Consider the following 22585-nt stretch of genomic DNA (forward strand, 5'->3'; position numbering starts at 1 on the left):
AGCCGCAGCCGCCTGCGATCCTGTCGTCTTCACAAACACATGATCAACAGGCGGCTGCTCCACGTCGAACACGGGCCCCACCACACGTTCCCGCAGGTCACAACCCAAATGGCGGCTGCCGTACTAGTTCGTCGTAGATCCGCGATCGGCAGGTCGCATTCTCGTCATGTTGACAGTATGACGACACTTCTCCGTCAAGTCGCGTCTGAGGCGCATCGAGGAATTCGAAGACGCTATTGTCTTCTGCGTCCAGCGGCGCAACACCTCAATCGGAGATCTTGTGGTCTACTTTCACGCCCGTGTAACTGTGACAGGTGCCGGTCATGACGAGGTCAAACTCGACATGACCGCGCAACAACTGGAAGAGCAATTCTTGTCTCCATATCGGGACGGAGCAGTGATCACCGTCAACGGCAAGTCGGTTTCGGTGAACGCGATTGAGCGGCTTCGTGTGTCCCGAAGTGACGTGTCGGCCCAGGTGATCATGCGTGAGATCGAACTGGAGGACGCGCGCTCATCAGTGCTCTTGCTCAGCGGGCCGTCGTTGGAGTGGCGGGCGGCAGGCCGCGCCACTGATGTCACAGACGAGTATGTCGTCGGCCCGCCCGGGGGATTGGCCGAACCTGCGCCGTCCAGTCGGCCCGATGCCCGGTCCCCTGGGCGGGATGCCGGGCCTGATGACCGCAAGCGGGTCTTCCTGATCCACGGCCGCGATCGCAAGACGGCCGTTGCCATGAAGGCGTTTCTTCGCGCGCTCGGGCTCAGGATAGTCGAGTGGGACCACGCGGTCAGTCGCACGGGCACACCAAATCCATATGTCGGAGACGTTGTCGGCGAAGGCCTGAGCATGGCCGACGCCGCGGTTGTGCTGCTCACGCCCGACGAGATTGTCGTGCTGCGTGAAGACTTGCAGAACGATGACGACGGACCCGTCGAACGGACCGCTCAGGGACAGGGGAGGCCGAACGTCTACTACGAGGCGGGTATTGCCGATGCCCTCGGCAGGCAGCGGACCGTCCTGGTCGAGGTAGGTCGGGTCAAGCGGTTCAGTGACGTCGCCGGTCGTCTGATCGTTCGGTTCGACGGGTCTCCGGGGAAGCGCAAGACGCTTACCGAGCGGCTCAAGAGCGCGGGCCTGGACGTCGACACCTCAGGCAGCGACTGGCTCAACGATGGTAACTTCGCTGAAGGTATCGAAGAATCCGCCCAGATGCTGGAAAAGTACACGCTGGGGGACCAGACGTGAGCATTCTCAGAGATTTCGTCTACTACGACAGCGCCACGATCGATAGCTTCATGTCCTCGTTCGAGGGCGGGCTCTACGATGAGGAAGACCGGCACACCACCGCTAGTAGCATGGGTGTCGGAGCCGGGGATGAGACTGACGTTTCGTCATCGGACAGTTGGCGCAAGACGCTCCGGCAGACACCGGCGGGCCGGTTCAGTCGACTGTACGAATATATTCAGAAAAGTGCGGGATTGCTCGAATTTCGTCAAGGTGAAGCATTGCAGTTGGATGCGATCGAAGAGGACCAGTTCTGTTTGATCAGGGGGACGATCGAGATCTCGCAGGTGGTGAGCGCGGTGATGAACGCTCCCCAATACCAAGCCATCAGCAATGTCGTGAAGCAGTTCGGCAAGTTCGGGCTGATTGACGATCTGGCCGAAGTCGAGAAGGTCGACGAGCAGCTGGCAGCTTTGACAGAGGTGAGGCACGCCCTGAACGACAAGATCTCGGTCGTGCTCAGTGTTGGATCGGCCGCACCCAAGTTCGCCTTACCGATCCGCCGAAGCGTCATCGGCGAGCGGTTCAACGAGTTGGAAGGCCGCGCCACCGTGTTCGGGCGGTTCTCAGAGGCGGTACCCCGCTCGAAGAGGTACACACTGATTGACCTACCAGGCCGCCCACCCCTGTCTCGGCAACAGCGGCGGCAGGCCGCCAAAACCGGTCAAGCGGACCAAGCATCGGTCGGCGGTCCCCTGGCGATACTCAACGTGATCGCCGTCTACCGCTGAGCCGTTGATCAGCCGTTCCCCTTGGCCGCGGCCTTGGCTGCCTTCTTGTAAGCGCGGACCTCCGCCAGCGTGTCAGCACTCACCACGTCAGCTACCGACTTGCGGGTGTTCGCCGGCCCGTAGCCTTCTGCGGCTTTCCGCCAGCCGTACGGCGTGACGCCCAACTGCTTGCCCAGCAGCGCCAGGAAGATCTTGGCCTTCTGCTCGCCGAAACCAGGGAGAGCCTTGAGCCGCCTAAGGACTTCGGCCCCACTGGGCTTGTCCCGAGTCCAGATGGCTTCGGTGTCGCCGCCGTACTCGGAGACGATGTACTGGCAGAGCCCCTGAACGCGCTTGGCCATGGAACCTCCATACCGGTGGATGGCCGGAGGAGTGGTGGCCAGAGTGGCGAAGGCTTCGGGCTCGAAGTCCGCGATCTCGTGGACATCGAGCTTGTTGCCCAAGCGCGTGTAGAGCTTGTAGGGCCCGTTGAACGCCACCTCCATCGGGATCTGCTGGTCGCAACACATGGACGAATGTATGTACCGCCAAAGGGGTGAACATGGCCTGGAGGGCGATTGTTCGGTAATGGATGGTGGTGAACAGCGATGTTCTGGAAAAAGCTAAATCTAGGAGGCATCGATGTCGTGGACCTGTGAGCGGTGCAAGCGACAAAACTCGGATGACAGATATTCCTGCCACAAGTGCAATAATTTCAACCCGCACGCCAATCCGGCTCATGTGCGGAATTTGGACTGGAAATGTCCTTCTTGTGGGATTAGCAACGGCGGCAACTTTCGTACTTGCTACAAGTGTCAGAAGAAGCGACCTGCCTGACGTGTGAACTGGACGCTGTGGTCAAATATCGTTGGGCGCTCCTTTTACTACTTCGAGCTATCAATACCTGCTCGCCTAGCTGTTCTCCTTCGCGGCAGCCTTCGCGACTTCTTGTATGCTCGTACCTCGGCCAATGTGTCCTTGTTAACCACGTTTGCGACTGACCGGCGACTTTCGGACAAGCCATAATCGCCTGCTGCCTCCCGCCAACCTTTCGGGATGACGGCAAGTTGCTTGCCGAGCAGTGCGAGCAAGATTCTGGCCTTCTGCTCGCCGTAGCCAGGGAGGGCCTTGAGGCGTTCGAGTACATCGGCGCCCGTGGGCTTGTCGCGGGTCCAGATGACGGTGGAGTCGCCGTCCCACTCGGTGACGATGTGTTGACAGAGGGTTTGGACTCGTTTGGCCATGCCGCCGCCGTAGCGGTGAATTGCCGGTGGGGTGGTGGCGGGGGTGGCGAACTCGTCGGGGTCGTAGTTGGCGATTTCGTGGACGTCGAGTTTGTTGCCCAGGCGGGTGTAGAGCTTGTACGGGCCGTTGAAGGCGATCTGCTGGTCGCAACAGATGTGTGAACGCATGTGTAACACGGTGTTGGTCTTCGTCGATCAAAGTGAGGTCGTGCCTGGGCCGGTTGTCGCATGGAGCGCGGTCTCAGCACGCGTGCATTGTGGACGTTCGAGCCTTGATTTCAGTAGAACGGATCCTTGATTCATGATTGGATGGCGCCGCGGAATGATCGCGAAGCGAGTCGATGTCGTCCGAAGTCGCGGACCGTTGAACAGTGATGGGCCAACCGCATTGCTTGTCACTGCGCTCAGTTTGGAATACCGAGCAGTCAGGAAGCATTTAGTCGATCTTCGGACAGTTGTGCATCCGTCAGGAACAATATATGAGGTCGGAACTTTCGGGTGTGGTCCGAACAATTGGAACGTCGTGCTGGTCGAAACCGGAATGGGAAACAATATTGCGGCGATCGAGACAAGTAGGGCGATCGATGGGTTCGAGCCCGAGGTGGCGATCTTTGTGGGAGTAGCAGGTGGTTTGAAGGATGTGGAGATTGGTGACGTTGTTGCGGCCGACTACGTGTATGGACATGAATCAGCGAAATTGACCGACAAATTTCAGTCGCGTATCAAGTCGTTCGGCTGCGGTTTCCCTCTGGTGCATGTCGCGAGGATGGTGCGGCGCAAGGAATGTTGGCACCATAGAGTTACTTCAGGGCAGACTCCGACGTCCTATGTGGGGCCTCTGGCGTCGGGGGAACAAATTTTGGCGGGAGTCAGGACGCAGACACATGACCTGATCGAACAGTTTTGCGGCGACAGCTTGGCGGTCGAGACGGAAGGTTGGGGCTTCTTGTTCGCCGCACACGCCAGTGGTGACCTGCCTGCGATTGTAGTACGAGGGATATCGGACTTGACTGCGGGAAAGTCCGCCGAAATGGATCTTGCGAATCAGCCTGCAGCTGCCGACCATGCCGCCGCCTTCGCGTTCGAACTTATCGCCGAGGTGTCTTCCGTATTTGGTGGGGTTTTCGGGTTCGAGGGTCAGGGCTGAAGGAGAGGTGTGCCCCTGGGCGTCGAAGCCGTGTATTCGGCGCCGACTTTGCAGCTCGTCATAGATCAGTCACTGTTCAAAGCGGCAGCTTTGGCCGCCTTCTTATTGGCTCTTACCTCTAGCAACGTCTCGGTGCTGATGACGTCCGCCACCGACTTGCGAGTGTTGGCGAGACCGTAGTCTCCTGCGGCTTTGCGCCAGCCGTACGGGGTGATGCCCAACTGCTTGCCCAGCAGGGCCAGGAAGATTTTGGCCTTCTGTTCGCCGTAGCCGGGGAGGGCCTTGAGGCGCTTGAGGACTTCGGCGCCGGTGGGTTTGTCGTCAGTCCAGATGGCTTCTGTGTTGCCGTCATAGTGTTCGGCGATGTACTGGCAGAGGGTCTGGACTCGCTTGGCCATGCTGCCGCCGTAGCGGTGGATGGCGGGTGGGGTGGTGGCTAGGGTGGCGAAGGCTTCGGGGTCGTAGTTGGCGATTTCGTGGACGTCTAGTTTGTTGCCTAGACGGGTGTAGAGCTTGTAGGGGCCGTTGAAGGCGACCTCCATTTGGATTTGTTGATCTAGGAGCATGCCGATCACCAAGGCCAAGGGGGAGCGCTCCAGGAGGGCGTCCGCCTCGGGGTTCTGGGCTATGCACAGCTTCGGCTTGTCGGTCATGGGGAGAGGATCGCATAAGGCGGCTCTCCTGTACCCACACGACGGGCTGAGTGCCATCCCGTCGACCTGGCGTAGCCCGATCAGGTTGGGTGGGGGCTGCAACCGTCCGCCTGTCTGGTGGTGGCTGACCAAGGCTTGCGGCCCCCGCCCAACCTGATATCCCTCTGGGAGGTCGATGGGATGGCACGGGTCTGACCACCTAAGCCGAACCATCCGCGCTGACCATCCTGGAGACCTGCCCGTCCGGCGAGGACATCGTCTTGAGGCGGCGCGGACTGGCACGCTTGCCGCCCGGTGGGAGGGTCGCCCGGCCGGGCGGAGCGGAGCGGGAGCCCGGCCGTGGCGTGCGCTCCCGCCTGTGGGCGGCAAGCTCGCCCAAGCCGCAGCCGCCCTCCGCGCCGCTTGGCGGCGCGCTTGAACTGGGGGAAGAAAGTTTGAACCGGGATCACCCACGGTGCTTCTGCTCTCGGATGGTCTCGGCCCAGGTCTCCTCGGCAGTTGTGCGGTAGCCGGTGCCGAGGACGTGCCAAGAGCCGATCCGATCGGCATCAGTGGGCAGCGGCGGCAGGCCGTTGTACTCGCGGGCCTCGTCGGCGCGGTGGCGGGCTCGGTCGGTGCGCATGGCCCCCAACGTCGTTGAGTAGTGGCGGCTCTTGGTTGAGAAGTGGCCGCCATAGCCGAGCATGTGTGCCCAGTCTCGTAGGTGGCGGTCGGGGTGGGTGTCAGCCAGGCTCCAACAGGTTTCGATCATGCGGCGGGCGTGCGGGGTCAGGCTGCGGACGCGGTGCAGGTGCTTGATCGTCTTTAGGGGACGGTTGATGGTGCCCGCGGCTTCGGCGCCTTTGGTCGCGTACTTGGCGATGTAGCGGGCAACCTGCTGGTCTGACCATCCGCTTCCGGACGAGATCGGGCGAATGTCCAGCTGCTTGCCCCAACGCAGGGTTCTGTCTGGAAGGGACACGCGGGCAGCTCGTGCTGCTGCGCTGATCGCGTCCGTAAGCGCCTCGGTATCAAGCGGTGGCGGGTCTGTGGGACCACCTGGGCCGTCAAGGCGGATCACGGCGTGGAAGTGGACCAGGCCGCGCGACTGGTACTCGGCGACCTTGGCGTATTCCACCCGCAGGTAGCTGCTCAGCTTCGACCGTGGCACACCAAGCAACTCGGCCAAGTGGCGCCGCAGGTAGACCGTGAAGACGTGCCACAGCTTGCCAGCGTGGTTGTTCCACAGAATGGCGCCTGGGTAGTCGTAGGTCCCAGGGTCGATGGGTTGGCCCAAGACGGGGTCGTTCTCCGAGTGCCTGAGTCGGCAGCTCGGGCCGGTTGCGCGTGGGTGGCATGGGCGGGTGTCCACACGCGAGTGGACGGGACCGAACGTGGGGGCGGTGAACGTTGCGAACACACGTGGATGCGTGGCCACTGACTCCGGAACGTCGCGACCTCCGGCCAGGCCGGAGCGGATGAGGTGGAACGTGTCATCCGCATACACCCGCGCGCACGGCTCGCACCGGCTCATCCGGCGGTTGCCGCAGGCGGTGAGGATGTAGCCGGTCGGCTCGTCGCGGGTGTCGTAGCTGCTCAGGATCTCGCCGGTGGCTGTGTCGACGGTGCTCGACTGCCCTACCAGGCGGATCGGGTGGGTGCAGCCTCCGGCGCTGGCGACCATCTGGCGCCAGCGGTCGAAGTCCGGCATGGTGGCGCGCTCACCGAGCTGCCGCAGCCACACGGGCCAGTCCTCGGCGTTCATCAGGCTGCCTCCGACCATGTGGTGCGGTCGGGGCGTGGCTGGGCGATCTTGGTACCGAGGATGGCGTTGGCGCGTTCCCAGCGCTCATCGGTCCAGAGCGGTGCGGACTGGGCCACCTGATCGGCCCACTCCCACAGGTCAGGGTGTTGCTCCACCGAAAACACTTCCATTCATGCATCGGTGGCAAGTCGCGTCTGGCGCGCAAATGCGTATCGCTGCGATGCCGAAGCATGAATGGAAGTGTTTTTGCGACCCGTGGCCGCGCCCGTAGGCTTTTTTATGTTTTTGGGGTGCAGCTTTTAGTTGTACTACGACTTGCCGGTGGTTGGCTGCGGCTACGAACGTCCTTGTGGTGTGCTCCGAGATTCGATCATCCGATACCTTCTGGCCTGGTGGACTTGCAGCCAACGGCACGCTTCGATCACGCGGTACGCGGTCGAGTCGAGGTTGTCGACTTCCATACCTTCGTCGAAAGAGTCCTCTGTCAGGCTCAGTTGTACCTGATTGGCGTATTTGATCAGATACCCGATGTCTTCCACCAGTGACGGCACTCCTTTTGGCCAGGGCTCCGTGGGGTCGGCCGTCTTGAGCACGTGGGCGGTGGTCTGCGGAAGACGGGACAGCATGTAGGCGTCACCACCGGGTGGTGCCACCGGAGTGGGGCATTCCTGGCTTTCGCTCATGACTCTCCGATCGTGCATTCGCTGAGTTCGCGAACCAGTTGGGCCGCAAGTGTCCAGCGGATGCGAGCACTGTCGAAGGGAACTACTTCCGGCTCGTCCGCTATCAGGGTTGAGAACCGAAGTCGGTACTGGATTCCGCGAACACCGACGATCGGGCAGACACGTGCGCGGACCAGGACGTGGCCCCGGCGAAGAGCCGGACAGAGTTGGATGGACAGTTGGGCACACGGCTTGCAGACCGGCGGCTCGGTGACCGCCATGCGGTTGGGCCATCCGGGCCAATCGTCGCGATGGTCCTTGAGCAACCACAACACGCCGTCGTCGGCCTGATCTGCTGGGCCCGCGCAGACCTGGCACAGCAGTTTGCGCATCGCTCGGCGTTGGCGGGGTGTGTGGACTTGGCCGAACTGGGGTTTGCCAATGCCCAACGTCGATGCACCTCTCGACCATAGGACGCCGTGTGAATCGCGGTCGCCGAGTGTCTCGTCCGCGTAACCGATGCCGCTGGGCAGTGCCAGCACTCGGGCGGGCGCGGATTCCTCCGCGCTCCACTTGGTGATGTACGGGACCTTGATGGTCATCGGTTGCCCTTGGCCGGTTCGTCCGACGCGCGGCGCATGGAGTCGATGAGCAGCTTGATGGTTGGGCCGCGCGGGATCGGGTGCGCCATCTGGACCTCCTTCAGGTGATGTCTCCACCATCGGGAGCAACCGGGATTCACCCCACAGCGTGGCTCACTGACATATGTACGTCGCGCATATCCGCAGCTCAGCGGCGCTCTGTGCGGTTACAGTGGTCAGGTGGGGACGAACAGTGATCGGCGGCTGTGTGCCGGCTGCGGTGCGCGCATGGCGTCGGACAACCGGCGCGCGTTGTGCAGCCCGTGCCTGAAGCGCGACGGCAAGACCTCGTCGGCCCCACCGAAGCCGGAGGAGTTCTGGCGGCGTCCGGCGCTACAGGATGCGTTCCGGGTGCGGCACTTCGGCCAGGTCCTCTACGCGTACCGCTATGAACACCGGCCCGTGTTGACGCAGGCTCGGCTGGGGCGTTGGTTGGGGATCACCCAAGGTCAAGTGAGCAGGCTCGAACGGTCGGAAGGGCCGATCAACGAGCTGGACAAGCTCGATGCCTGGGCGCGGGCGCTGTGCATCCCGGAGCGGCACCTGTGGTTCCGGCTGTCCGAGCAACCACATCACGCATATTCGAGCGCTGACTTCGCCCCTAGCTTGGTGATCAACGATGCCAACGGGGAGGACAGCGTGCGTCGGCGAGAGATGTTGAAGGTGGTCGGACTGGCGGCTTCCGGCTTCGGGTGGTTCGGAACGGCTGCGGCCGGGGTTTCGGCGAAGCGGCGGATTGATGCCGCCGAAGTGACGATGATCCGGGAGATGACCCGGACCTTCCGCAGCGTCGACAACCGCTTCGGTGGCGGGCACGCGCGGTCGGCGGTGAGCAACTACCTTTCCGCTGATGTGGTGCCGCTGCTGCGGGAGACTTGGGCGACGGACAGGGTGCGGGCGGATTTGTACGGTGCCGTAGCCGAGTTGAACCAGCTCGCTGGGTGGATGGCTTACGACACAGGGGATTCGGACGCCGGCAGCAAGCACCTGCGACAGGCGTTGCGGTTGTGCCAGGACGTTGACGACGACGGCCGTGCCGCTGAGATGTTGGCTGGGACGAGTCACCAAGCGGCGTTCTTCAGGTCCGGGGCGATCGCTATCGATCTGGCGGAGTCGGCGCGCTCCACCGCTGGGCGGTCGGGGATTTCAGCGTTGGTGTCGGAGTCCGCGGTGATGGCTGCGCATGGGTATGCGTTGCAGGGGCATACGCGGTCTTGTCTGGATGCCCTGGGTGAGTCGGAGCGGGCATTGGCGGCGGCTGAGGGGCAGGAGCGGCCGGAATGGTTGGGGTACTTCGATTCCGCGTATCTAGCGGCGAAGTTCGCGCACTGCTTCCGGGACTTGGGGCGCCCGGTGGAGTCGGAGCGGTATGCGCGAGAGTCGTTGGAGATGAGCGAGGGGTACGACCGGGGGAAGTTGTTCAACCTGTGCCTGTTGGCTTCGGCGTTGGCTGATCAGGGCCGGGCGGAGGAAGCCTGCGTGACTGCGTCCGTGGCGCTCGGGATGGCGGGGACTGTGCGGTCTGTTCGGACCGTCGCGTACCTGGCTGATGTCGCGCGGCGGCTCAACCGGTATCGGTCGGTGCCGGAGGTGTCGGCGCTGCTCATGAAGATGGATCTGGCGGCGATTCCGGTTCCGTCGCGTTAGCCAGCACGAACATCAGGCCGAGTTGAGCTCCGGCGCCGATGATCTCACCGGTGGCGATCATGGCTTTGATGTTCGCGAGGGGGACCCATTCGACCCGGGCGGTTTCGTTGATGTCGGGGGCTTGGCCTGTGTTCTCGGCGCCTTCGGCCAGGTAGATGAGGTTCTCGAAGTCTGCGGTGCCTGCCAGCGGTTGGAAGGTGGTGAGGTGGCGGAGGCTGCGGGGTCGCCAGCCGGTTTCTTCCTCGACCTCGCGGGCTGCGGTGAGCGCCGCGTCCTCGTCGGGGTCGACGTAGCCACCGGGGAGTTCCCAGGTCCAGCGGTCGGGGATGAAGCGGTGGCGGTAGATCATCAGGACGTGGTCGCGGGTGTCGTTGAGGACGACGGTCATGGCGGCCTTGGGCATCCGCAGGACGTACTGCTCGAAGTGGACGCCATCGGGCAACTCGACGTGGGCGATCGCCACGTGCAGGCGACGGGTGTCGTCCACCAGGCGTTCCTCATGGATGGTCCAGCGCGCTGGTTCGAGTTCCCCGGTCACGGGCTTACGCTACCGTGCTGCGCGGTCAGAATCGCCATAGGAGCCAGCTTCCGACGGTCTGAGGCCACCCGAGTTCTCCGAAGAAGTCAACGCCTTTGGCAACTCCAAGAGCAATTACGACAATGCTGAACACAAACCTCAGTGGGCCGAAAAAGTCGCCATTGATTTGGTATTCGGTCTCAACGAAAGCGTAAAGTATCAGCAACGTCGACACGGATAACTTCACCCAGTCCCAGAAAGTGGGCTCATACTGCCCAATGGCTACTGAGTATGACGCTGATACGAGGAACAGAACTCCCCAGACCGCAACTTGCGCCCAGCGTGGAATGTAGATGACAGGACCTCGGTCGTCGTGTTCATCGTCACTTGTGCTATTGAAGTGCACTCCGCCGTGGATGTGCCCGGCTTGGACTGCATGGTCGGCGTAGCCCGAGAACAGGTTCCGAATCGAATCGCCATCGTCTTCATCTGCTTCGTGCACAGAGCCCCCTGAAGATGTCTGCCGCTGTCCACCGCGCACGTCAGGATAGCTGACGTGTCCACGTCATCATCGCGCGTCGAGGTGGACAAATCGGGGGCATTGGTCGCTGCCGTCGCCCTACTCTCGCCAGATGGGTTCGAGGCGGTCTGGGTGGAAGCCTCGGCGGCCGTGGGCGGGGTGGACGATGATCGCGGCGAGGGCCTCTTCGATCAGGGCGCGCTTCTGGGCCAGGGGGTAGTCCGGCCAGTCCGCGCGGATGGCGGCGTGGGTGGTGGTTGCGGTGGCGGTGCGGGCCAGCCAGCGGTTGCGGTCTGACAGTAGGGCCTGCTCTTGGGTTTCCAGGTCGGGGAGCATGGCGAAGTAGCGGGCCGCGCTGATGGTGCGTGCTTGGCGGGCCTTGGCCAGCTCGGTCAGGTCGGCTCGGACTTCGGCCAGTTCGGCTTCCTGGGGCCAGGGTTCGGGCTCGGTTTGGGCGTTGCGGCGTTCTGCTTCTAGTTCGTACTTGCGGATGACGGCTGCCGTCACCCACTCGTCGGTTTCGTTGCCGGGGATGCTGACGCCTCCGCCGCAGCCGCCCTGCTGCTTGGACTCGCAGGTGTAGTAGAAGCGGTTCGGGTCCTTGACGCGGCTGGCGTGGGCTTTGAGGGCGCGGAGCTTGCAGTTGCAGTTGTCCTTGCCGCAGCGGAGGGTGCCGGTCAGGAGGTAGGTGCGGGTGTTCTTGCCTCGGCCGGATTTCGCGTTGGCGCCGATAATCGCTGTGACCTGCTCCCATTCGGGGACGGTCAGGATGGGTTCGAACTGGCCTTGGACCGGGTTGCCGTCGGGGTCGCGGACGATCTCCACGCGGAAGGTGTCGTGGCCGGTTTCTGGGTCTTGTTCACGCACGTTGCGGGAGCGGTAGCCGCACAGCCTCGGGTTGCGAAAGACGATCTTCACGGTCTGGGCTAGCCAGCGGTTGCCCAAGCTGGTGGTGAATCCGCGGTCGTTCCAGTCGACCACGATGGCGCCCAGCGGTGCGCCTTTGATGATGCGTTGGGCTGACTCGCGGATCAGGTCGGCTTCGGGCTGGTTCAGGGTGCGCTTGTCGTCATTCCACCCGAACGGGCGACGGCCGCCGGTGGGGATGCCTGCTTGTTCCAGGGCACGGTGCTTTCGCTTCACGCGGCGGGCGGTGTCGGCGGACTGCTTGTTGTTGGTGGCGACCACGATTCGGGCGACGGTGCGGCCGTTGTCGGTCAGCAGGTCCAGCGTGCCGGTGATGTCGATGATGGGGCGGCCGAAGTGCTCGACCACCTCGATGGCGTCTTCGAGGTGGCGGTTGTCGCGGGTGAGGCGGTCGATGTCGTAGACGACCAGGCCGTCTATGCGGGTGCCGTTGGCGAGGTGGCCGCGCTTCAGGTCCTCCAGAGCGCCCTCGAAGACCGGGCGGATGACGCGGTAGACCGTGCGGCCGTCGGGGAGCGTGACTCGTTTGCGCTTCCAGGCCGAGGTGTCGGGCTCGATGTAGGTGTGGGCGTAGGTGCCGCCCCGGGACTCCACGTAGGTGCGGCAGTCCTTCTCCTGCTCGTCGCGGCCTCGGATGTCCTTGCCGGTGATCGCCCTGGTGGGGGTGTCCTGGTCCAGCTCGAACGAGAGGCGGACGAGCCCGGCGATGTTGAGGCCGGTCAGGTCGCCCCAGTGAGCACGTCGTACCTGGTCAGCAGGCGTCATGCTCTAGTCATACATCGAACCATCTGTTGATGTCACCTGGTTTCTGTGGAGAGTCGGTGCGAGCGCGTTGGCGTGTTCACCTGCGCTGTGGGTGTGGCGGCGGTATGCTCGCCGGGCCGGTTCCGGCTAGCTTGACCCTGCCCTAAAGGAGAAGTTGAGATTGTAGGAAACCGAGCAATGGACCGCATGAGCCTTTTCGTCATCTAGTCCGAGGGCGGAGCCTGCCCTTCGGCCGGGCGAAGTGCTCCTCTGGGGTTTGGTTCTGGCGGTTGCTCTAGGGCTTGTGGTCTTCTCTGCTCGCTTCTTCTATGGTCTGGCTAACATCTTCGTTGATCGCATTCGAGCTCGAATGAACAAGGATGCGTCAATGCGAACCGCGGTATATGTTGAGGCTGAATCTCCGGCTGGCGGTAACCTGACAAATGTTGCTCGCGCGGATTGCCTTAAGACTGTGATTCAAATTGGCACAGTTTATGGAGGCTTGGCGACAGGAGATCATTCGTCGAATGATCCTGTTTGTCCTGAATGTGCGAGAAAGCCATCCTATTGACAGTTGATCGCGCGTGCCTGACGCGCCTCACAACGATCCGCGTGCGACGTTGCACCGAAGTTAGTCATACATCAAACACTGTGCTGGTCCAGCAGCATTCCCAAGATCAGCGCCAGGTGACCTGGTCGAGGAGGGCGTCGGCCTCCGGGTTCTGGGCGAGGCACAGCTTGGGCGTCATGCGCTACATCGTGGCACGCCTCGCCTGGGGTCGCGGAGTGATCTGAGCATGTGTGGGACGGGGAGCACAGGCTGTTGGGTGAGCATCGTCCCTGGTCAAGAAGCATGGGTGTCTGATGGCGGCCTTGACACGCTGTGGTACCCAGGTAGCATTGACTACCGGGAGGTGTGTCATGGCTGGAGCTTCGGTGCCGGTGAAGATTGATCAGGAGACGCACTCGCTGCTCGCGCATGCGGCCACAGCGCTGCGTACGACGCAGAAAGATTTACTGGAGGCTGCTGTCCGCGAGTACCTCGGTGCTCGTCGTGAGGAGATCGGCGCATCTCTTCGTCGGACTATGCAGTTGATTGACGGGACCGACGCCAGTCGGGTCGCGATCTTGACAGGGTTGTCGCAGGAACGCCTTGATGAGCTTGGTGGGGTCAGCGAGTCCTGATGTCTGTTCGTCCGACCCTGCGCTGTTTGCGCGAAGAACTGGGTCTCAAAGTTCCGCCGGTAAATGAGCCCTTGAATGAACTTGACCACCCGCTGATCGGCAAGGCAAACGGCCAGTTCGCGGTGCCGACAGGTCCGCGTGAGCGGATCAGGTCAGTGGACGACGCGATTATGTTCAAGGTCAAGGTGCAGCGTTGGCGCGGCGCGGTTGTTGATGGCGGTGAACCGAGTTGGTTGATCGCGGCTGGCGTTCGAGAGGACGGAAGTCGTGACGACTTCTACGAGGCGCTAGCCACGGCGATGAAGGCGGCCCGCGCCCGGTACAACGCCGAGCACTCTCCACCTCTCACGACTCAGACTCACAGCGGCGAGTGGCTTGCGGACCAGGACGATCGCGATCGGTACCGCGCCGAAGCTGGAATCCGACTGCTGCGCGAACTTCGCGCCGCGGTGCACCAGGTGGTCTGCGCATCCCTTCTCGATGGACGCGAGCACGTCGCTGACATCGGTGGGGCCGAATTGGGTGTCGTGGTCCAGGGAACTGAGGATCACGCGACGTACGTGGCACTCCGCATTGTCGGGTCCGTGCCGGACGACCTCGTCGCCGTGGTTCTGAGCCTTGTTCCAGGATGTGACCGGGACACTTGGTATCCGGAGTTCGCGATGCCTGAACGCCCACTCCGCCCAGGAGAACAGGTCTACTCAAACCTCATGGATCCCGCCGCGGCCGCCCGTCTGCTCGATGAACTCGACGGCACATAGTCGTACATCAACCACTGTGCTGGTCCAGCAGCATTCCCGAGATCAGTGCCTAGGGGCTTTGCTTGAGGAGGGCGTCCGCCTCCGGGCTCTGGGCGAGGCGCAGCTTGGGCGTCATGCGGTACATCGTGGTGGGCCGCTAGTCGGTGCCTCGGTTGGGGGCGCTCATGTCTCCGGTGCCGGGGGTGCCATCGGCGAGGCCGTAGCGCAGGTAAACGGTGCCCGTTGGGCTGGTTGCCGGTGGTTCGAGCAGGGTGATGTTCGTGGGTACGGCGCCGCCGTCGAAGATCTTCTTGCCGGTGCCCAGGACGATCGGGTGGATCCAGAGGTCGAGGCGGTCGAAGAGTTTTTCGCGCAGGAGGGTCTGTACCAGGTTCAGGCTGCCGACGACCTTGATGTTCTCGTGTCGGTCGCGGATCTCGCGTACCGCGCTTGTCAGGTCTGGGGCCAGTTGGGTGGAGCCTGCCCACGTGAGGTTGGGGGTGCCGTGGGACGCCACGTACTTCGGGACGCTGTTGAAGAGGGTGGCGATCTCGTTGTCCTGGCCGCCCTCCTGGTGTGGCCAGTAGGCGGCGAAGAGGTCGTAGGTTCGCCTGCCCAGGAGTAGTGCGTCCGTGCCCTCGTACGCGGCGCCTACCTGTGCCCCGGCGACCTCGTCCAGCAGTGGTGCCTGCCAACCGCCGTGGGGGAAGTTGGTGGGGTCTTCCTCGGGGCCGCCGGGGGCTTGGCCGACGAGGTCCAGGGTGGCGAACAGTTCGATGTGGACGAGGCCCATGCGTTGCTCCCGGTGAGTGGTTGGTCCGCTCGACGGTACCTCGCCGAACTGGTGACTCTGGGTGTCCGTCCCGCTACGCTGGCTGCGGGTGTCGGTTGGGGGCCACCGATGGGCGACAAGGGCGTACCGCTGATGGGTTCGACGCACAACCAGGTCGGCGGCACCGTGCACGGCTCGGTGGTGCAGGCGGGGAAGATCATCGTCAACCCGCGGCGGGACGCGGTGGCCGAGACCGCCGACCAGCTCGCGCACGCTGTCGCCACCCGCTGGCGGCGCGAGGAGGAGCAGCGCCGGGTGCGCGACCCGTTCCCGTTGCCGGTCGGCTGGCGGCCCGCGCCTGAGGAGCTGACTGACCACTGGGCCAACATCCGCGGCACGCCCGCGGGCGGCTCGGCGGAACCGCTGGTGCTCTCCGGTCGGCTGCCGGGGATCGCCGAGCTGTACCGCCGGATCCCCTCCGGGCGCCTGGTCGTGCTGGGCCGGGCCGGCGCCGGGAAGACGATCCTGACCTCGCGGTTCGTGCTGGACACCCTGGCGGTCCGGGGCGACGGCGACCCCGTTCCGGTGATCTTCGGCCTCGGGTCCTGGCACCCCGGTCGCACCGAGCTGCGGGACTGGCTCACCGCGGCGCTGCTGCGCGACCACCCCGGGCTGGCCGCGGCCGCGCCGGGCGGGTCGACGATGGCCGCCGCGCTGGTCTCGGCCGGTTGGGTGCTGCCGGTGCTCGACGGGTTCGACGAGATCGCCGACGGCCTGCACCGCGCTGCCCTTGAGGCGCTCAACGCCAGTGCCCTCCCGCTGTTGCTGACCAGCCGCACTGCCGAGTACGCGGCCGCGGTGGCGGGGACGGATGTGCTGACCGCCGCCGCCGCGGTTGAGCTGACCGACCTCGCGCCTGCTGACCTGGACGCCTACCTGCCGCGCAGCACCCGCAAGATCGTTTCCGCGGGCACCGTCTCCAGCGCGTGGGATCCCGTCCTGGCCGAGGTGCGCCGCAGCCCTTCGGGACCGTTGGCCGCGGTGTTCACCACGCCGCTGATGGTCGCGCTTGCCCGCACGACCTACAGCGACACACCCCACCGCGATCCCGCGGAGTTGTTGGACACCAACAGGTTCAGCACCGCCGAGGTCGTCGAGGAGCACCTCCTCGACAACGTCATCCCGACCGCGTACCGGCGGGTCGGCCTCGACCCGCGCTGGGACGCCGACCGCGCCCGGCACTGGCTCGGCCACCTGGCCCGGCACCTCGACCGGCTCGGCACCCGGGACCTCGCCTGGTGGCGGCTGTCCTCGGCGGTTCGACCGGGGGCCAGGGCGTTCGTGCTCGGTGCCGTGTGCGCGCTGGTGGTCGCGGTGCTGAACGGGGCGATCGACCTGCTGACCTACCCGCGCGTCGACGTGTTCAGGGAGCGGCCTGCCCTGATCTTGATGATCGACGCGCTCGGCAACGGGCTGCTGGTCGGGGTGATGTTCGGCGGCGTCTACCGCCGCCTGGCGCGGGCGGACAGCGCGTTCGAGCCGTCCCGTGTTCGGGTCACCGGCAGGCTCTCGCCCGCGCGGGCGAACTGGCGCGCCCGGCTGGCCACCGGGCTGGTGGCGGGCACGGCCTTCGGGGTCGCCAACGGAGTGGTGTTCGGCCTGCTCGGTTACCTCACCTTCGACGGTGTCCGGCTGCTGGACACACTGCTGTCCGGACTGCTGGCCGGGTCCGTGCTGGGCCCGGTGTTCGGCCTGGCGAGCGGGGTGGTGTTCGGCGTCCTGTCCGCGCTGGAGACCCAGCTCGACGTCCGGGCCGCCGTCCGGCCCGCGGACCTGCTGCGCGCCAACCGGGTCAACGTGCTCGCCCGGGTGCTGATCTTCACTGTCCTCTTTGGATTCATCGTGGTCGGCGGGATCCTGTCGATGACCGAGGTGCTGCGCCTGTTCGTGGTGCCGATCGAGCTCGAGTTCGGGCCGGGGTTGCGCTTCTGGCTGCTGGGCGGACTCGGCGGTGGGCTCAGTTACGCGCTCGCGCTGACCGCCTGGGGCCACTGGCTGGTGTTCGGGCGGATCTGGTTGCCGCTCACCGGCAAGCTGCCCTGGGCGCTGCCCGAGTTCCTCGACGACGCCTACCAGCGCGGTGTCCTGCGACAAGCGGGCGCGGTCTACCAGTTCCGGCACGCCCGGCTCCAGGACCACCTGACCCGGGGTGGGCGCGGCACTGGCGACCTGTGACACGCACGGGAGCGACTACTAGCGGGAACAACTACTAGACGGCCTTCGAGGTGCGAACCGCCAGACCAGTCAGCCCAGCCCAGCACTTGTTGTTGAAGAGAAGCCGACTCGGCTGGTACCGCCGGCCCCCGACGGACACTGCTCGATCTGGTGGACTGCCTTTGTGTGGGGTGGGGGACCCTGCAAACTTGCCGTGCGTGGGGATGCCCTTCACCCCACGCTTTTTCCCCACGCAGGGTCCCTAGGGGCCCCACGCAAAGGCAGTCCACCAGATCGAGCCCACCGCTTTACCCGTGGGTACACACGACGGGACAGCCCAAACGGGCACACCCGGTCAGCCCGCGTCTGCCCACGGCTCCAGTGGCACGCCGTCCAGCATCGGCAGCACTCCCGCGCGGTGCAGGGCGATCGCCGACATCCAGACCGCGATCGCGGTCAGCACCGGGCCGACGACGGCCATCTCCACCCGGCCGCCGGTGCGCATCCGCATGATCTTCGGCGGGGCCACCGGGTACCAGGTCTTCCACGCGATCGGGACCGGCCACAGGATCGGGCAGCCCTGCTCGGTGATGGCGTCGCCGAGGTAGTGCGCGACGCAGCCGATGCCGACCGCCACCCCGCAGGCGGCGGCGTTGGCGTCGGTCTGGTCGGTCCAGCGCAGGCAGGCGTAGGTGAGCACCAGCGCGGTGCCGGTGATCCACAGCGCGTCGTTGCGGGGGCACCACTTGTGCATGATGCCGCGCACCGCCAGGCCGCAGAAGAAGAACATCAGCACCGGCAGCGCCCACGAGCGGCTGGTCTGGATGATGGCGGTGGTGACCACGGTGGCCACGACCGCGAAGAACAGCGTGTGGGTGAGGCCGCGGTGGCCGCCGTCGCGGTTGGAGTCCTTCTTGGTGCGGGTGAGCCGGTAGACGCCGTGGCTGAGGGCGTTGATGAGCTTCGAGCCCGCCTGGCTGACCGGGCCGAAGGTGCTCGAGACGGTCGACTCCGGGTGGTCTAGGTCGGGTAGCAGTGCCGCGCCGGTGGCGAGGACCGCGCCTACCAGCCAGCCCTTGGGGGAGAGGTTGCCGATAGCGCTACCGGACGCGAGAGCGGTGACCGCTCCCCAGGCCGCGAGGCCGCTCATCGCATGCGTCGGTCCCGTGGACACGCCCTACCCCCTGATAACTCGAAAGCCGTATCGCCGCGCCGACCCTAGGATCGGTGGCGTGCTGCGTCCCGCGTATCCGATCACGACCCGCCGACTGTTCCTGCGCCCGTTCGCCGAGGACGACCTCGACGCCCTGTTCAAGATCCAGTCCCGCGAGGATGTCACGAAGTACCTCTACTGGGGGCCCAGAACGCGCGAAGAGGTCGCGCAGGCCATCCAGGACCGGCTGCTGATGACCGAGATCGAGGAAGCGGGCGACAAGATCGTGCTCGCGGTGGCCCTGCGCGAGACCGGTGAGCTCATCGGCGACGTCACCCTCGGCTGGCACAGCGCCGAGCACCTCGGCGGCGAGATCGGCTACACCCTCCACCCCGACCACCACGGCAAGGGCTACGCGGGCGAGGCCGCCGTGCAACTGCTGCGCCTCGGCTTCGAGGAGCTGGGCCTGCACCGCATCGTGGGTCGCCTCGATTCCCTCAACCGCCCCTCCGGTCGCGTACTAGAGCGGCTGGGAATGCGGCACGAGGCCCACCTGCGCGAGAACGAGTTCGTCCGCGGCCGGTGGGCCGACGAGACCATTTACGCGATGCTCGCCGACGAATGGCGGGACCTGACCGAGGGGTAGGCACTCCCGGGGATAGCTTGTGCTGCAGGGCATCCAGCTGACTTCGCCCTGGCCGCACGCCCACAGGACGTGCCCAGGGCAAGTCGCGGGCACTGTTCTTGCGAACTGGAGAACCGCCTGACCGTCGCCCCCGCACCACACTGCTGGATTGGGTGAACTCGCTTTGTTCGGGGAGAAAAGAGGCGCTAGCCTGGCCCAGGCGGTGGGTATCCCTTTCCCACCCGCTCTACCCACGGCGCCTCTTTTCTTAGGGGCCCCGAACAAAGCGAGTTCACCCAATCCAGCACCCCGCATCACAAGCCGGGAACGCCAGTTGCCAAGGTCAGGCTCTGGATCAGCCCAGGGTGCGGAAGCGCTCGTGGGCCGCTTGCCTGGTCGTGCCCAGCGCCGCGCCGATGTCGGCCCAGGAGGCGCCCCGGGCCCGGGCGGCGGCGACCGCCTCGTGGGTGAGCGGTCGGTGCCAGGCGTCGACCTCGGCCAGCAGCTTCAGGGCCGCCTCGGGGCGGGTGGAGATCATCTCCTGCACCTGTTCGCGCAGGACGTCGGACTTCACCAGCAGCCAGGACGGCGGCTCGGCCTCGGCGGTCGGGAGGGCGTGGGTGCGCCACCAGTCCTCCTCGGCCGCGGCCGGGGTGGGGAAGCGGTGCTCGGAGGCCCAGCCGCAGTCGCAGGTGGGGCGCAGGTCGATGACGGTGCCGCGGTGGCCCGGGAGTTCCAGATCGTGCATGCACGTCAAGATACCCTGACGCTCTACCATCCGGGTCGGGTGACCGTGCACACAAGCGAGCGACGTGCGCCCGGTTAGCAGTACGCTTGTACCGTTTTCCACAGGTGGTAAGGCGAGAGGAGCACCGCGGCTCATGGCCAAGATCAAGGTCCAGGGAAAGGTCGTCGAACTCGACGGCGACGAGATGACCCGCATCATCTGGCAGTTCATCAAGGACAAGCTGATCCACCCGTACCTCGACGTGGACCTCGAGTACTACGACCTGGGCATCGAGCACCGCGACGCCACCGACGACCAGGTGACGATCGACGCCGCCAACGCCATCAAGGCGCACGGCGTCGGCGTCAAGTGCGCGACGATCACCCCGGACGAGGCGCGGGTCGAGGAGTTCGGTCTGAAGAAGATGTGGGTCTCGCCCAACGGCACGATCCGCAACATCCTCGGCGGCGTGGTCTTCCGCGAGCCGATCATCATCTCGAACATCCCGCGGCTGGTGCCGGGCTGGACCAAGCCGATCATCATCGGCCGCCACGCCCACGGCGACCAGTACAAGGCCACCAACTTCAAGGTGCCCGGCGCGGGCGAGCTGGCGATCACCTTCACGCCCGAGGACGGCTCCGAGCCGATCCGGCACGTGGTGACCAACTTCGGTGCCGACGGCGGCGTCGCCATGGGCATGTACAACTACAACAAGTCCATCGAGGACTTCGCGCGCGCCTCGTTCTCCTACGGCCTGCAGCGCGAGTACCCGGTGTACCTCTCGACCAAGAACACCATCCTCAAGGCCTACGACGGTGCCTTCAAGGACATCTTCCAGGCCGTCTTCGAGGCCGAGTTCAAGGCCGACTTCGACGCCAAGGGCCTGACCTACGAGCACCGCCTGATCGACGACATGGTCGCCGCGGCGCTCAAGTGGGAGGGCGGGTACGTCTGGGCCTGCAAGAACTACGACGGTGACGTCCAGTCCGACACCGTGGCGCAGGGCTTCGGCTCGCTGGGCCTGATGACCTCCGTGCTCTCCACCCCGGACGGCCGCACCGTCGAGGCCGAGGCCGCGCACGGCACCGTCACCCGGCACTACCGCCAGCACCAGGCGGGCAAGCCCACCTCGACCAACCCGATCGCGTCGATCTACGCCTGGACGCGCGGGCTGGCCCACCGCGGCAAGCTGGACAGCACCCCCGAGGTCACCGGCTTCGCCGAGACCCTCGAGCGCGTGGTCATCGAGACCGTCGAGAGCGGCGCGATGACCAAGGACCTGGCGCTGCTGGTCGGGCCGGACCAGGCCTGGCAGACCACCGAGGAGTTCCTCGGCACGCTCGACGAGAACCTGCAGAAGGCCGCGGGCTGAGCCACGCCCGGGTGGGCCCCCGTCGCGTTCGCGCGGCGGGGGCCCTTTTCGTGACCGTGGGTGCCCGCCGTTGGCCCCTGCGGGTGGTTCCGCGTTCTGCCACTGGCGTGCGACCGTGTGCGTGAGCCACCGTTGGTGGTGTCGTCTGTGCCGTGCGATGGGGAGCGTGACGTGCCGTGGTAGTGCCGAAGGGGATTCTCATCGGTGGAGGGGTGATCGCGGTGGCGGTCATCTACTCCATGGGCGCGCCGTCCGAGGGCGCCTCGTCGACCACGAACCCCGCCGCGTGCCGGGTCTCGGTGACCGCCGACATCCTCAACGTCCGGGTCGCGCCGGACGCCAAGGCCGATGTCGTGGGCAAGTTCAAGCAGGGCGCCGAGACCGACGCGGACCCCGCCGTGCAGAACGGCTTCCGCAAGCTCGGCGAGAACCGGTGGGCCTCGACCGAGTTCCTGAAACCGCTGGCCGGGCGCAACTGCGGGTAGGGCCGTCGGGCCTGTTCGGCGGCGCGCGGGCGGGTCTCTAGGGTGATCGCGTGCTGACGGTCACCACGATCAACGTCAACGGTCTGCGCGCGGCCGCCAAGAAGGGCTTCCTGGAGTGGCTGGCCGCCACCCCGGCGGACGTCGTGTGCCTGCAAGAGGTGCGCGCCGCCGACGGTGAGCGGCCGGATGTGCCCGGTTGGCACACCGTCTACGCCGAGTCGGCGGTCAAGGGCCGCAACGGTGTCGCGGTCTACTCGCGCACCGAGCCGAGCGCGACGCGGACCGGGTTCGGGGCGGCGGAGTTCGAGGACAGCGGGCGCTACGTCGAGGCGTGGTTCCCCGGTCTCGTCGTGGCCAGCGTGTACCTGCCCAGCGGCGAGGTCGGCACGGCGCGGCAGGACGAGAAGGAGCGGTTCCTGGCCGCGTTCCACACCTACCTGGTCGAGTTGCGCGACAAGGCCGCCGCGGGTGGCTGCGAGGTCCTGGTCTGCGGCGACTGGAACATCGCGCACCAGGAGATCGACCTGAAGGCGTGGAAGACCAACCGCAAGAACGCGGGGTTCACCCCGCAGGAGCGCGACTGGCTGTCCAGCGTCCTGTCCGCCGAGACCGGCTACCGCGACGTCCTGCGGTTGCTGCACCCGGAGGGGCCCGGGCCGTACACGTGGTGGTCCTACCGCGGCAAGGCGTTCGACAACGACTCCGGCTGGCGCATCGACCTGGTCGTCGGCACCGCGGCGATCTCGGCCACGGCGGTCTCGGCGGTGGTCGAGCGCCCGGCGAGCTACGCCGAACGCTGGTCCGACCACGCCCCGATGACGGCCACCTTCGCCTGGCCCACCAACGGGTGACAGCCGCGGCTGCCGACCGT

The 22585-nt window shown here is 65.3% G+C and carries 23 protein-coding genes and 1 pseudogene; 11 read left to right on the forward strand and 13 right to left on the reverse strand.

Annotated elements, in window-relative coordinates:
- Positions 1–343: 343 nt before the first annotated feature.
- Complete coding sequence (locus QSK30_RS29820) at positions 344–1246, forward strand: TIR domain-containing protein (RefSeq protein ID WP_285507926.1); 903 nt, start codon at positions 344–346, stop codon at positions 1244–1246.
- On the forward strand, positions 1243–2016 hold the full coding sequence (locus tag QSK30_RS29825) for a DUF6414 family protein (protein ID WP_285507928.1): 774 nt from the start codon (positions 1243–1245) through the stop codon (positions 2014–2016). The genes QSK30_RS29820 and QSK30_RS29825 overlap by 4 nt, the downstream gene beginning before the upstream one ends.
- A gap of 8 nt (positions 2017–2024) precedes the next feature.
- Here QSK30_RS29825 and QSK30_RS29830 read toward each other — a convergent pair.
- Both QSK30_RS29830 and QSK30_RS29835 read right to left on the reverse strand, forming a co-directional pair.
- Positions 2025–2531, reverse strand: a pseudogene (locus tag QSK30_RS29830) (HhH-GPD-type base excision DNA repair protein); the annotation flags it as partial.
- Positions 2532–2879: 348 nt separating this feature from the next.
- Entirely contained in the window at positions 2880–3407 is a 528-nt protein-coding gene (locus tag QSK30_RS29835) for an HhH-GPD-type base excision DNA repair protein (protein ID WP_285507930.1), read from the reverse strand.
- Positions 3408–3561: 154 nt separating this feature from the next.
- On the opposite strand from QSK30_RS29835, the gene QSK30_RS29840 reads away from it, so the two are divergent.
- Positions 3562–4386 carry a 5'-methylthioadenosine/S-adenosylhomocysteine nucleosidase family protein gene (locus tag QSK30_RS29840; protein ID WP_285508031.1) on the forward strand — a complete coding sequence of 275 codons (825 nt, stop codon included), beginning with the start codon at positions 3562–3564 and terminating at the stop codon, positions 4384–4386.
- 65 nt (positions 4387–4451) lie between these two features.
- On the opposite strand, the gene QSK30_RS29845 is transcribed toward QSK30_RS29840, so the two are convergent.
- The 5 genes from QSK30_RS29845 to QSK30_RS29865 all read right to left on the reverse strand — a co-directional run bounded on the left by QSK30_RS29845 (position 4452) and on the right by QSK30_RS29865 (position 8047).
- Positions 4452–5039: an HhH-GPD-type base excision DNA repair protein gene (locus QSK30_RS29845; RefSeq protein WP_285507931.1), complete on the reverse strand. Its 588-nt coding sequence runs from the start codon at positions 5037–5039 to the stop codon at positions 4452–4454.
- 445 nt (positions 5040–5484) lie between these two features.
- Positions 5485–6783 (reverse strand): replication initiator, encoded by a 1299-nt coding sequence (locus tag QSK30_RS29850; protein ID WP_285507933.1) that lies wholly within the window; start codon positions 6781–6783, stop codon positions 5485–5487.
- Positions 6783–6938, reverse strand: coding sequence for a hypothetical protein (locus QSK30_RS29855; RefSeq protein WP_285507935.1), 156 nt, complete (start codon positions 6936–6938; stop codon positions 6783–6785). Before QSK30_RS29855 ends, QSK30_RS29850 begins: the two co-directional genes overlap by 1 nt.
- A gap of 180 nt (positions 6939–7118) precedes the next feature.
- A complete protein-coding gene (locus QSK30_RS29860) occupies positions 7119–7466 on the reverse strand; it encodes a hypothetical protein (protein ID WP_285507937.1) in 348 nt (115 codons plus the stop codon).
- Positions 7463–8047, reverse strand: a complete 585-nt coding sequence (locus tag QSK30_RS29865; RefSeq protein WP_285507939.1) for a hypothetical protein — start codon at positions 8045–8047, stop codon at positions 7463–7465. The genes QSK30_RS29860 and QSK30_RS29865 overlap by 4 nt, the downstream gene beginning before the upstream one ends.
- A gap of 267 nt (positions 8048–8314) precedes the next feature.
- Here QSK30_RS29865 and QSK30_RS29870 point away from each other — a divergent pair, with 267 nt between their 5' ends.
- The gene (locus QSK30_RS29870) at positions 8315–9733 is read left to right on the forward strand and encodes a helix-turn-helix domain-containing protein (RefSeq protein ID WP_285507941.1); all 1419 of its coding nucleotides are present in this window, start codon (positions 8315–8317) and stop codon (positions 9731–9733) included.
- On the opposite strand, the gene QSK30_RS29875 is transcribed toward QSK30_RS29870, so the two are convergent.
- From QSK30_RS29875 to QSK30_RS29885, 3 genes are all read right to left on the reverse strand, one after another.
- Positions 9690–10271: an NUDIX hydrolase gene (locus tag QSK30_RS29875; protein WP_285507942.1), complete on the reverse strand. Its 582-nt coding sequence runs from the start codon at positions 10269–10271 to the stop codon at positions 9690–9692. The genes QSK30_RS29870 and QSK30_RS29875 overlap by 44 nt on opposite strands.
- A 25-nt stretch (positions 10272–10296) precedes the next feature.
- Positions 10297–10752, reverse strand: a complete 456-nt coding sequence (locus QSK30_RS29880) for a hypothetical protein (RefSeq protein WP_285507944.1) — start codon at positions 10750–10752, stop codon at positions 10297–10299.
- 117 nt (positions 10753–10869) lie between these two features.
- A complete protein-coding gene (locus QSK30_RS29885; protein ID WP_285507947.1) occupies positions 10870–12462 on the reverse strand; it encodes a recombinase family protein in 1593 nt (530 codons plus the stop codon).
- Positions 12463–13377: 915 nt separating this feature from the next.
- Between QSK30_RS29885 and QSK30_RS29890 the strand changes: the two genes are divergently transcribed.
- Together QSK30_RS29890 and QSK30_RS29895 are read left to right on the forward strand one after the other, a co-directional pair.
- A complete protein-coding gene (locus QSK30_RS29890; protein ID WP_285507949.1) occupies positions 13378–13626 on the forward strand; it encodes a hypothetical protein in 249 nt (82 codons plus the stop codon).
- Positions 13627–13652: 26 nt separating this feature from the next.
- Positions 13653–14387 (forward strand): hypothetical protein, encoded by a 735-nt coding sequence (locus QSK30_RS29895; RefSeq protein WP_285507951.1) that lies wholly within the window; start codon positions 13653–13655, stop codon positions 14385–14387.
- 136 nt (positions 14388–14523) lie between these two features.
- Here the strand turns inward: QSK30_RS29895 and QSK30_RS29900 are convergent, their stop codons facing one another.
- Positions 14524–15159, reverse strand: coding sequence for a dihydrofolate reductase family protein (locus QSK30_RS29900; protein ID WP_285507953.1), 636 nt, complete (start codon positions 15157–15159; stop codon positions 14524–14526).
- A 108-nt stretch (positions 15160–15267) separates the two neighbouring features.
- Between QSK30_RS29900 and QSK30_RS29905 the strand changes: the two genes are divergently transcribed.
- On the forward strand, positions 15268–17373 hold the full coding sequence (locus QSK30_RS29905) for an NACHT domain-containing protein (RefSeq protein ID WP_285507955.1): 2106 nt from the start codon (positions 15268–15270) through the stop codon (positions 17371–17373).
- Between the two features lie 334 nt (positions 17374–17707).
- On the opposite strand, the gene QSK30_RS29910 is transcribed toward QSK30_RS29905, so the two are convergent.
- Positions 17708–18526 carry a metal-dependent hydrolase gene (locus tag QSK30_RS29910; RefSeq protein WP_285507956.1) on the reverse strand — a complete coding sequence of 273 codons (819 nt, stop codon included), beginning with the start codon at positions 18524–18526 and terminating at the stop codon, positions 17708–17710.
- A gap of 58 nt (positions 18527–18584) precedes the next feature.
- Here QSK30_RS29910 and QSK30_RS29915 point away from each other — a divergent pair, with 58 nt between their 5' ends.
- Positions 18585–19151 (forward strand): GNAT family N-acetyltransferase, encoded by a 567-nt coding sequence (locus QSK30_RS29915; RefSeq protein ID WP_285507958.1) that lies wholly within the window; start codon positions 18585–18587, stop codon positions 19149–19151.
- A 334-nt stretch (positions 19152–19485) separates the two neighbouring features.
- Here the strand turns inward: QSK30_RS29915 and QSK30_RS29920 are convergent, their stop codons facing one another.
- On the reverse strand, positions 19486–19878 hold the full coding sequence (locus QSK30_RS29920) for a hypothetical protein (protein ID WP_285507960.1): 393 nt from the start codon (positions 19876–19878) through the stop codon (positions 19486–19488).
- A gap of 133 nt (positions 19879–20011) precedes the next feature.
- Here QSK30_RS29920 and QSK30_RS29925 point away from each other — a divergent pair, with 133 nt between their 5' ends.
- The 3 genes from QSK30_RS29925 to QSK30_RS29935 all read left to right on the forward strand — a co-directional run bounded on the left by QSK30_RS29925 (position 20012) and on the right by QSK30_RS29935 (position 22565).
- Positions 20012–21229: an NADP-dependent isocitrate dehydrogenase gene (locus tag QSK30_RS29925; RefSeq protein WP_285507962.1), complete on the forward strand. Its 1218-nt coding sequence runs from the start codon at positions 20012–20014 to the stop codon at positions 21227–21229.
- A 176-nt stretch (positions 21230–21405) separates the two neighbouring features.
- On the forward strand, positions 21406–21714 hold the full coding sequence (locus QSK30_RS29930) for an SH3 domain-containing protein (RefSeq protein WP_285507963.1): 309 nt from the start codon (positions 21406–21408) through the stop codon (positions 21712–21714).
- Between the two features lie 50 nt (positions 21715–21764).
- The gene (locus QSK30_RS29935; RefSeq protein ID WP_285507964.1) at positions 21765–22565 is read left to right on the forward strand and encodes an exodeoxyribonuclease III; all 801 of its coding nucleotides are present in this window, start codon (positions 21765–21767) and stop codon (positions 22563–22565) included.
- Positions 22566–22585: the final 20 nt, after the last annotated feature.

This window comes from Actinokineospora sp. NBRC 105648 (assembly GCF_030269645.1).
Taxonomy (GTDB): domain Bacteria; phylum Actinomycetota; class Actinomycetes; order Mycobacteriales; family Pseudonocardiaceae; genus Actinokineospora.

Excerpts from the sequence above, each read along its gene's own strand:
- QSK30_RS29865 (WP_285507939.1), bottom strand. The coding sequence starts at position 8,047 with ATGACCATCAAGGTCCCGTACATCACCAAGTGGAGCGCGGAGGAATCC.
- QSK30_RS29845 (WP_285507931.1), bottom strand. The coding sequence starts at position 5,039 with ATGACCGACAAGCCGAAGCTGTGCATAGCCCAGAACCCCGAGGCGGAC.
- QSK30_RS29850 (WP_285507933.1), bottom strand. The coding sequence starts at position 6,783 with ATGAACGCCGAGGACTGGCCCGTGTGGCTGCGGCAGCTCGGTGAGCGC.
- QSK30_RS29835 (WP_285507930.1), bottom strand. The coding sequence starts at position 3,407 with ATGCGTTCACACATCTGTTGCGACCAGCAGATCGCCTTCAACGGCCCG.
- QSK30_RS29820 (WP_285507926.1), top strand. The coding sequence starts at position 344 with ATGACCGCGCAACAACTGGAAGAGCAATTCTTGTCTCCATATCGGGAC.
- QSK30_RS29920 (WP_285507960.1), bottom strand. The coding sequence starts at position 19,878 with ATGCACGATCTGGAACTCCCGGGCCACCGCGGCACCGTCATCGACCTG.
- QSK30_RS29870 (WP_285507941.1), top strand. The coding sequence starts at position 8,315 with ATGGCGTCGGACAACCGGCGCGCGTTGTGCAGCCCGTGCCTGAAGCGC.
- QSK30_RS29885 (WP_285507947.1), bottom strand. The coding sequence starts at position 12,462 with ATGACGCCTGCTGACCAGGTACGACGTGCTCACTGGGGCGACCTGACC.
- QSK30_RS29925 (WP_285507962.1), top strand. The coding sequence starts at position 20,012 with ATGGCCAAGATCAAGGTCCAGGGAAAGGTCGTCGAACTCGACGGCGAC.
- QSK30_RS29860 (WP_285507937.1), bottom strand. The coding sequence starts at position 7,466 with ATGAGCGAAAGCCAGGAATGCCCCACTCCGGTGGCACCACCCGGTGGT.
- QSK30_RS29840 (WP_285508031.1), top strand. The coding sequence starts at position 3,562 with ATGATCGCGAAGCGAGTCGATGTCGTCCGAAGTCGCGGACCGTTGAAC.
- QSK30_RS29900 (WP_285507953.1), bottom strand. The coding sequence starts at position 15,159 with ATGGGCCTCGTCCACATCGAACTGTTCGCCACCCTGGACCTCGTCGGC.
- QSK30_RS29905 (WP_285507955.1), top strand. The coding sequence starts at position 15,268 with ATGGGCGACAAGGGCGTACCGCTGATGGGTTCGACGCACAACCAGGTC.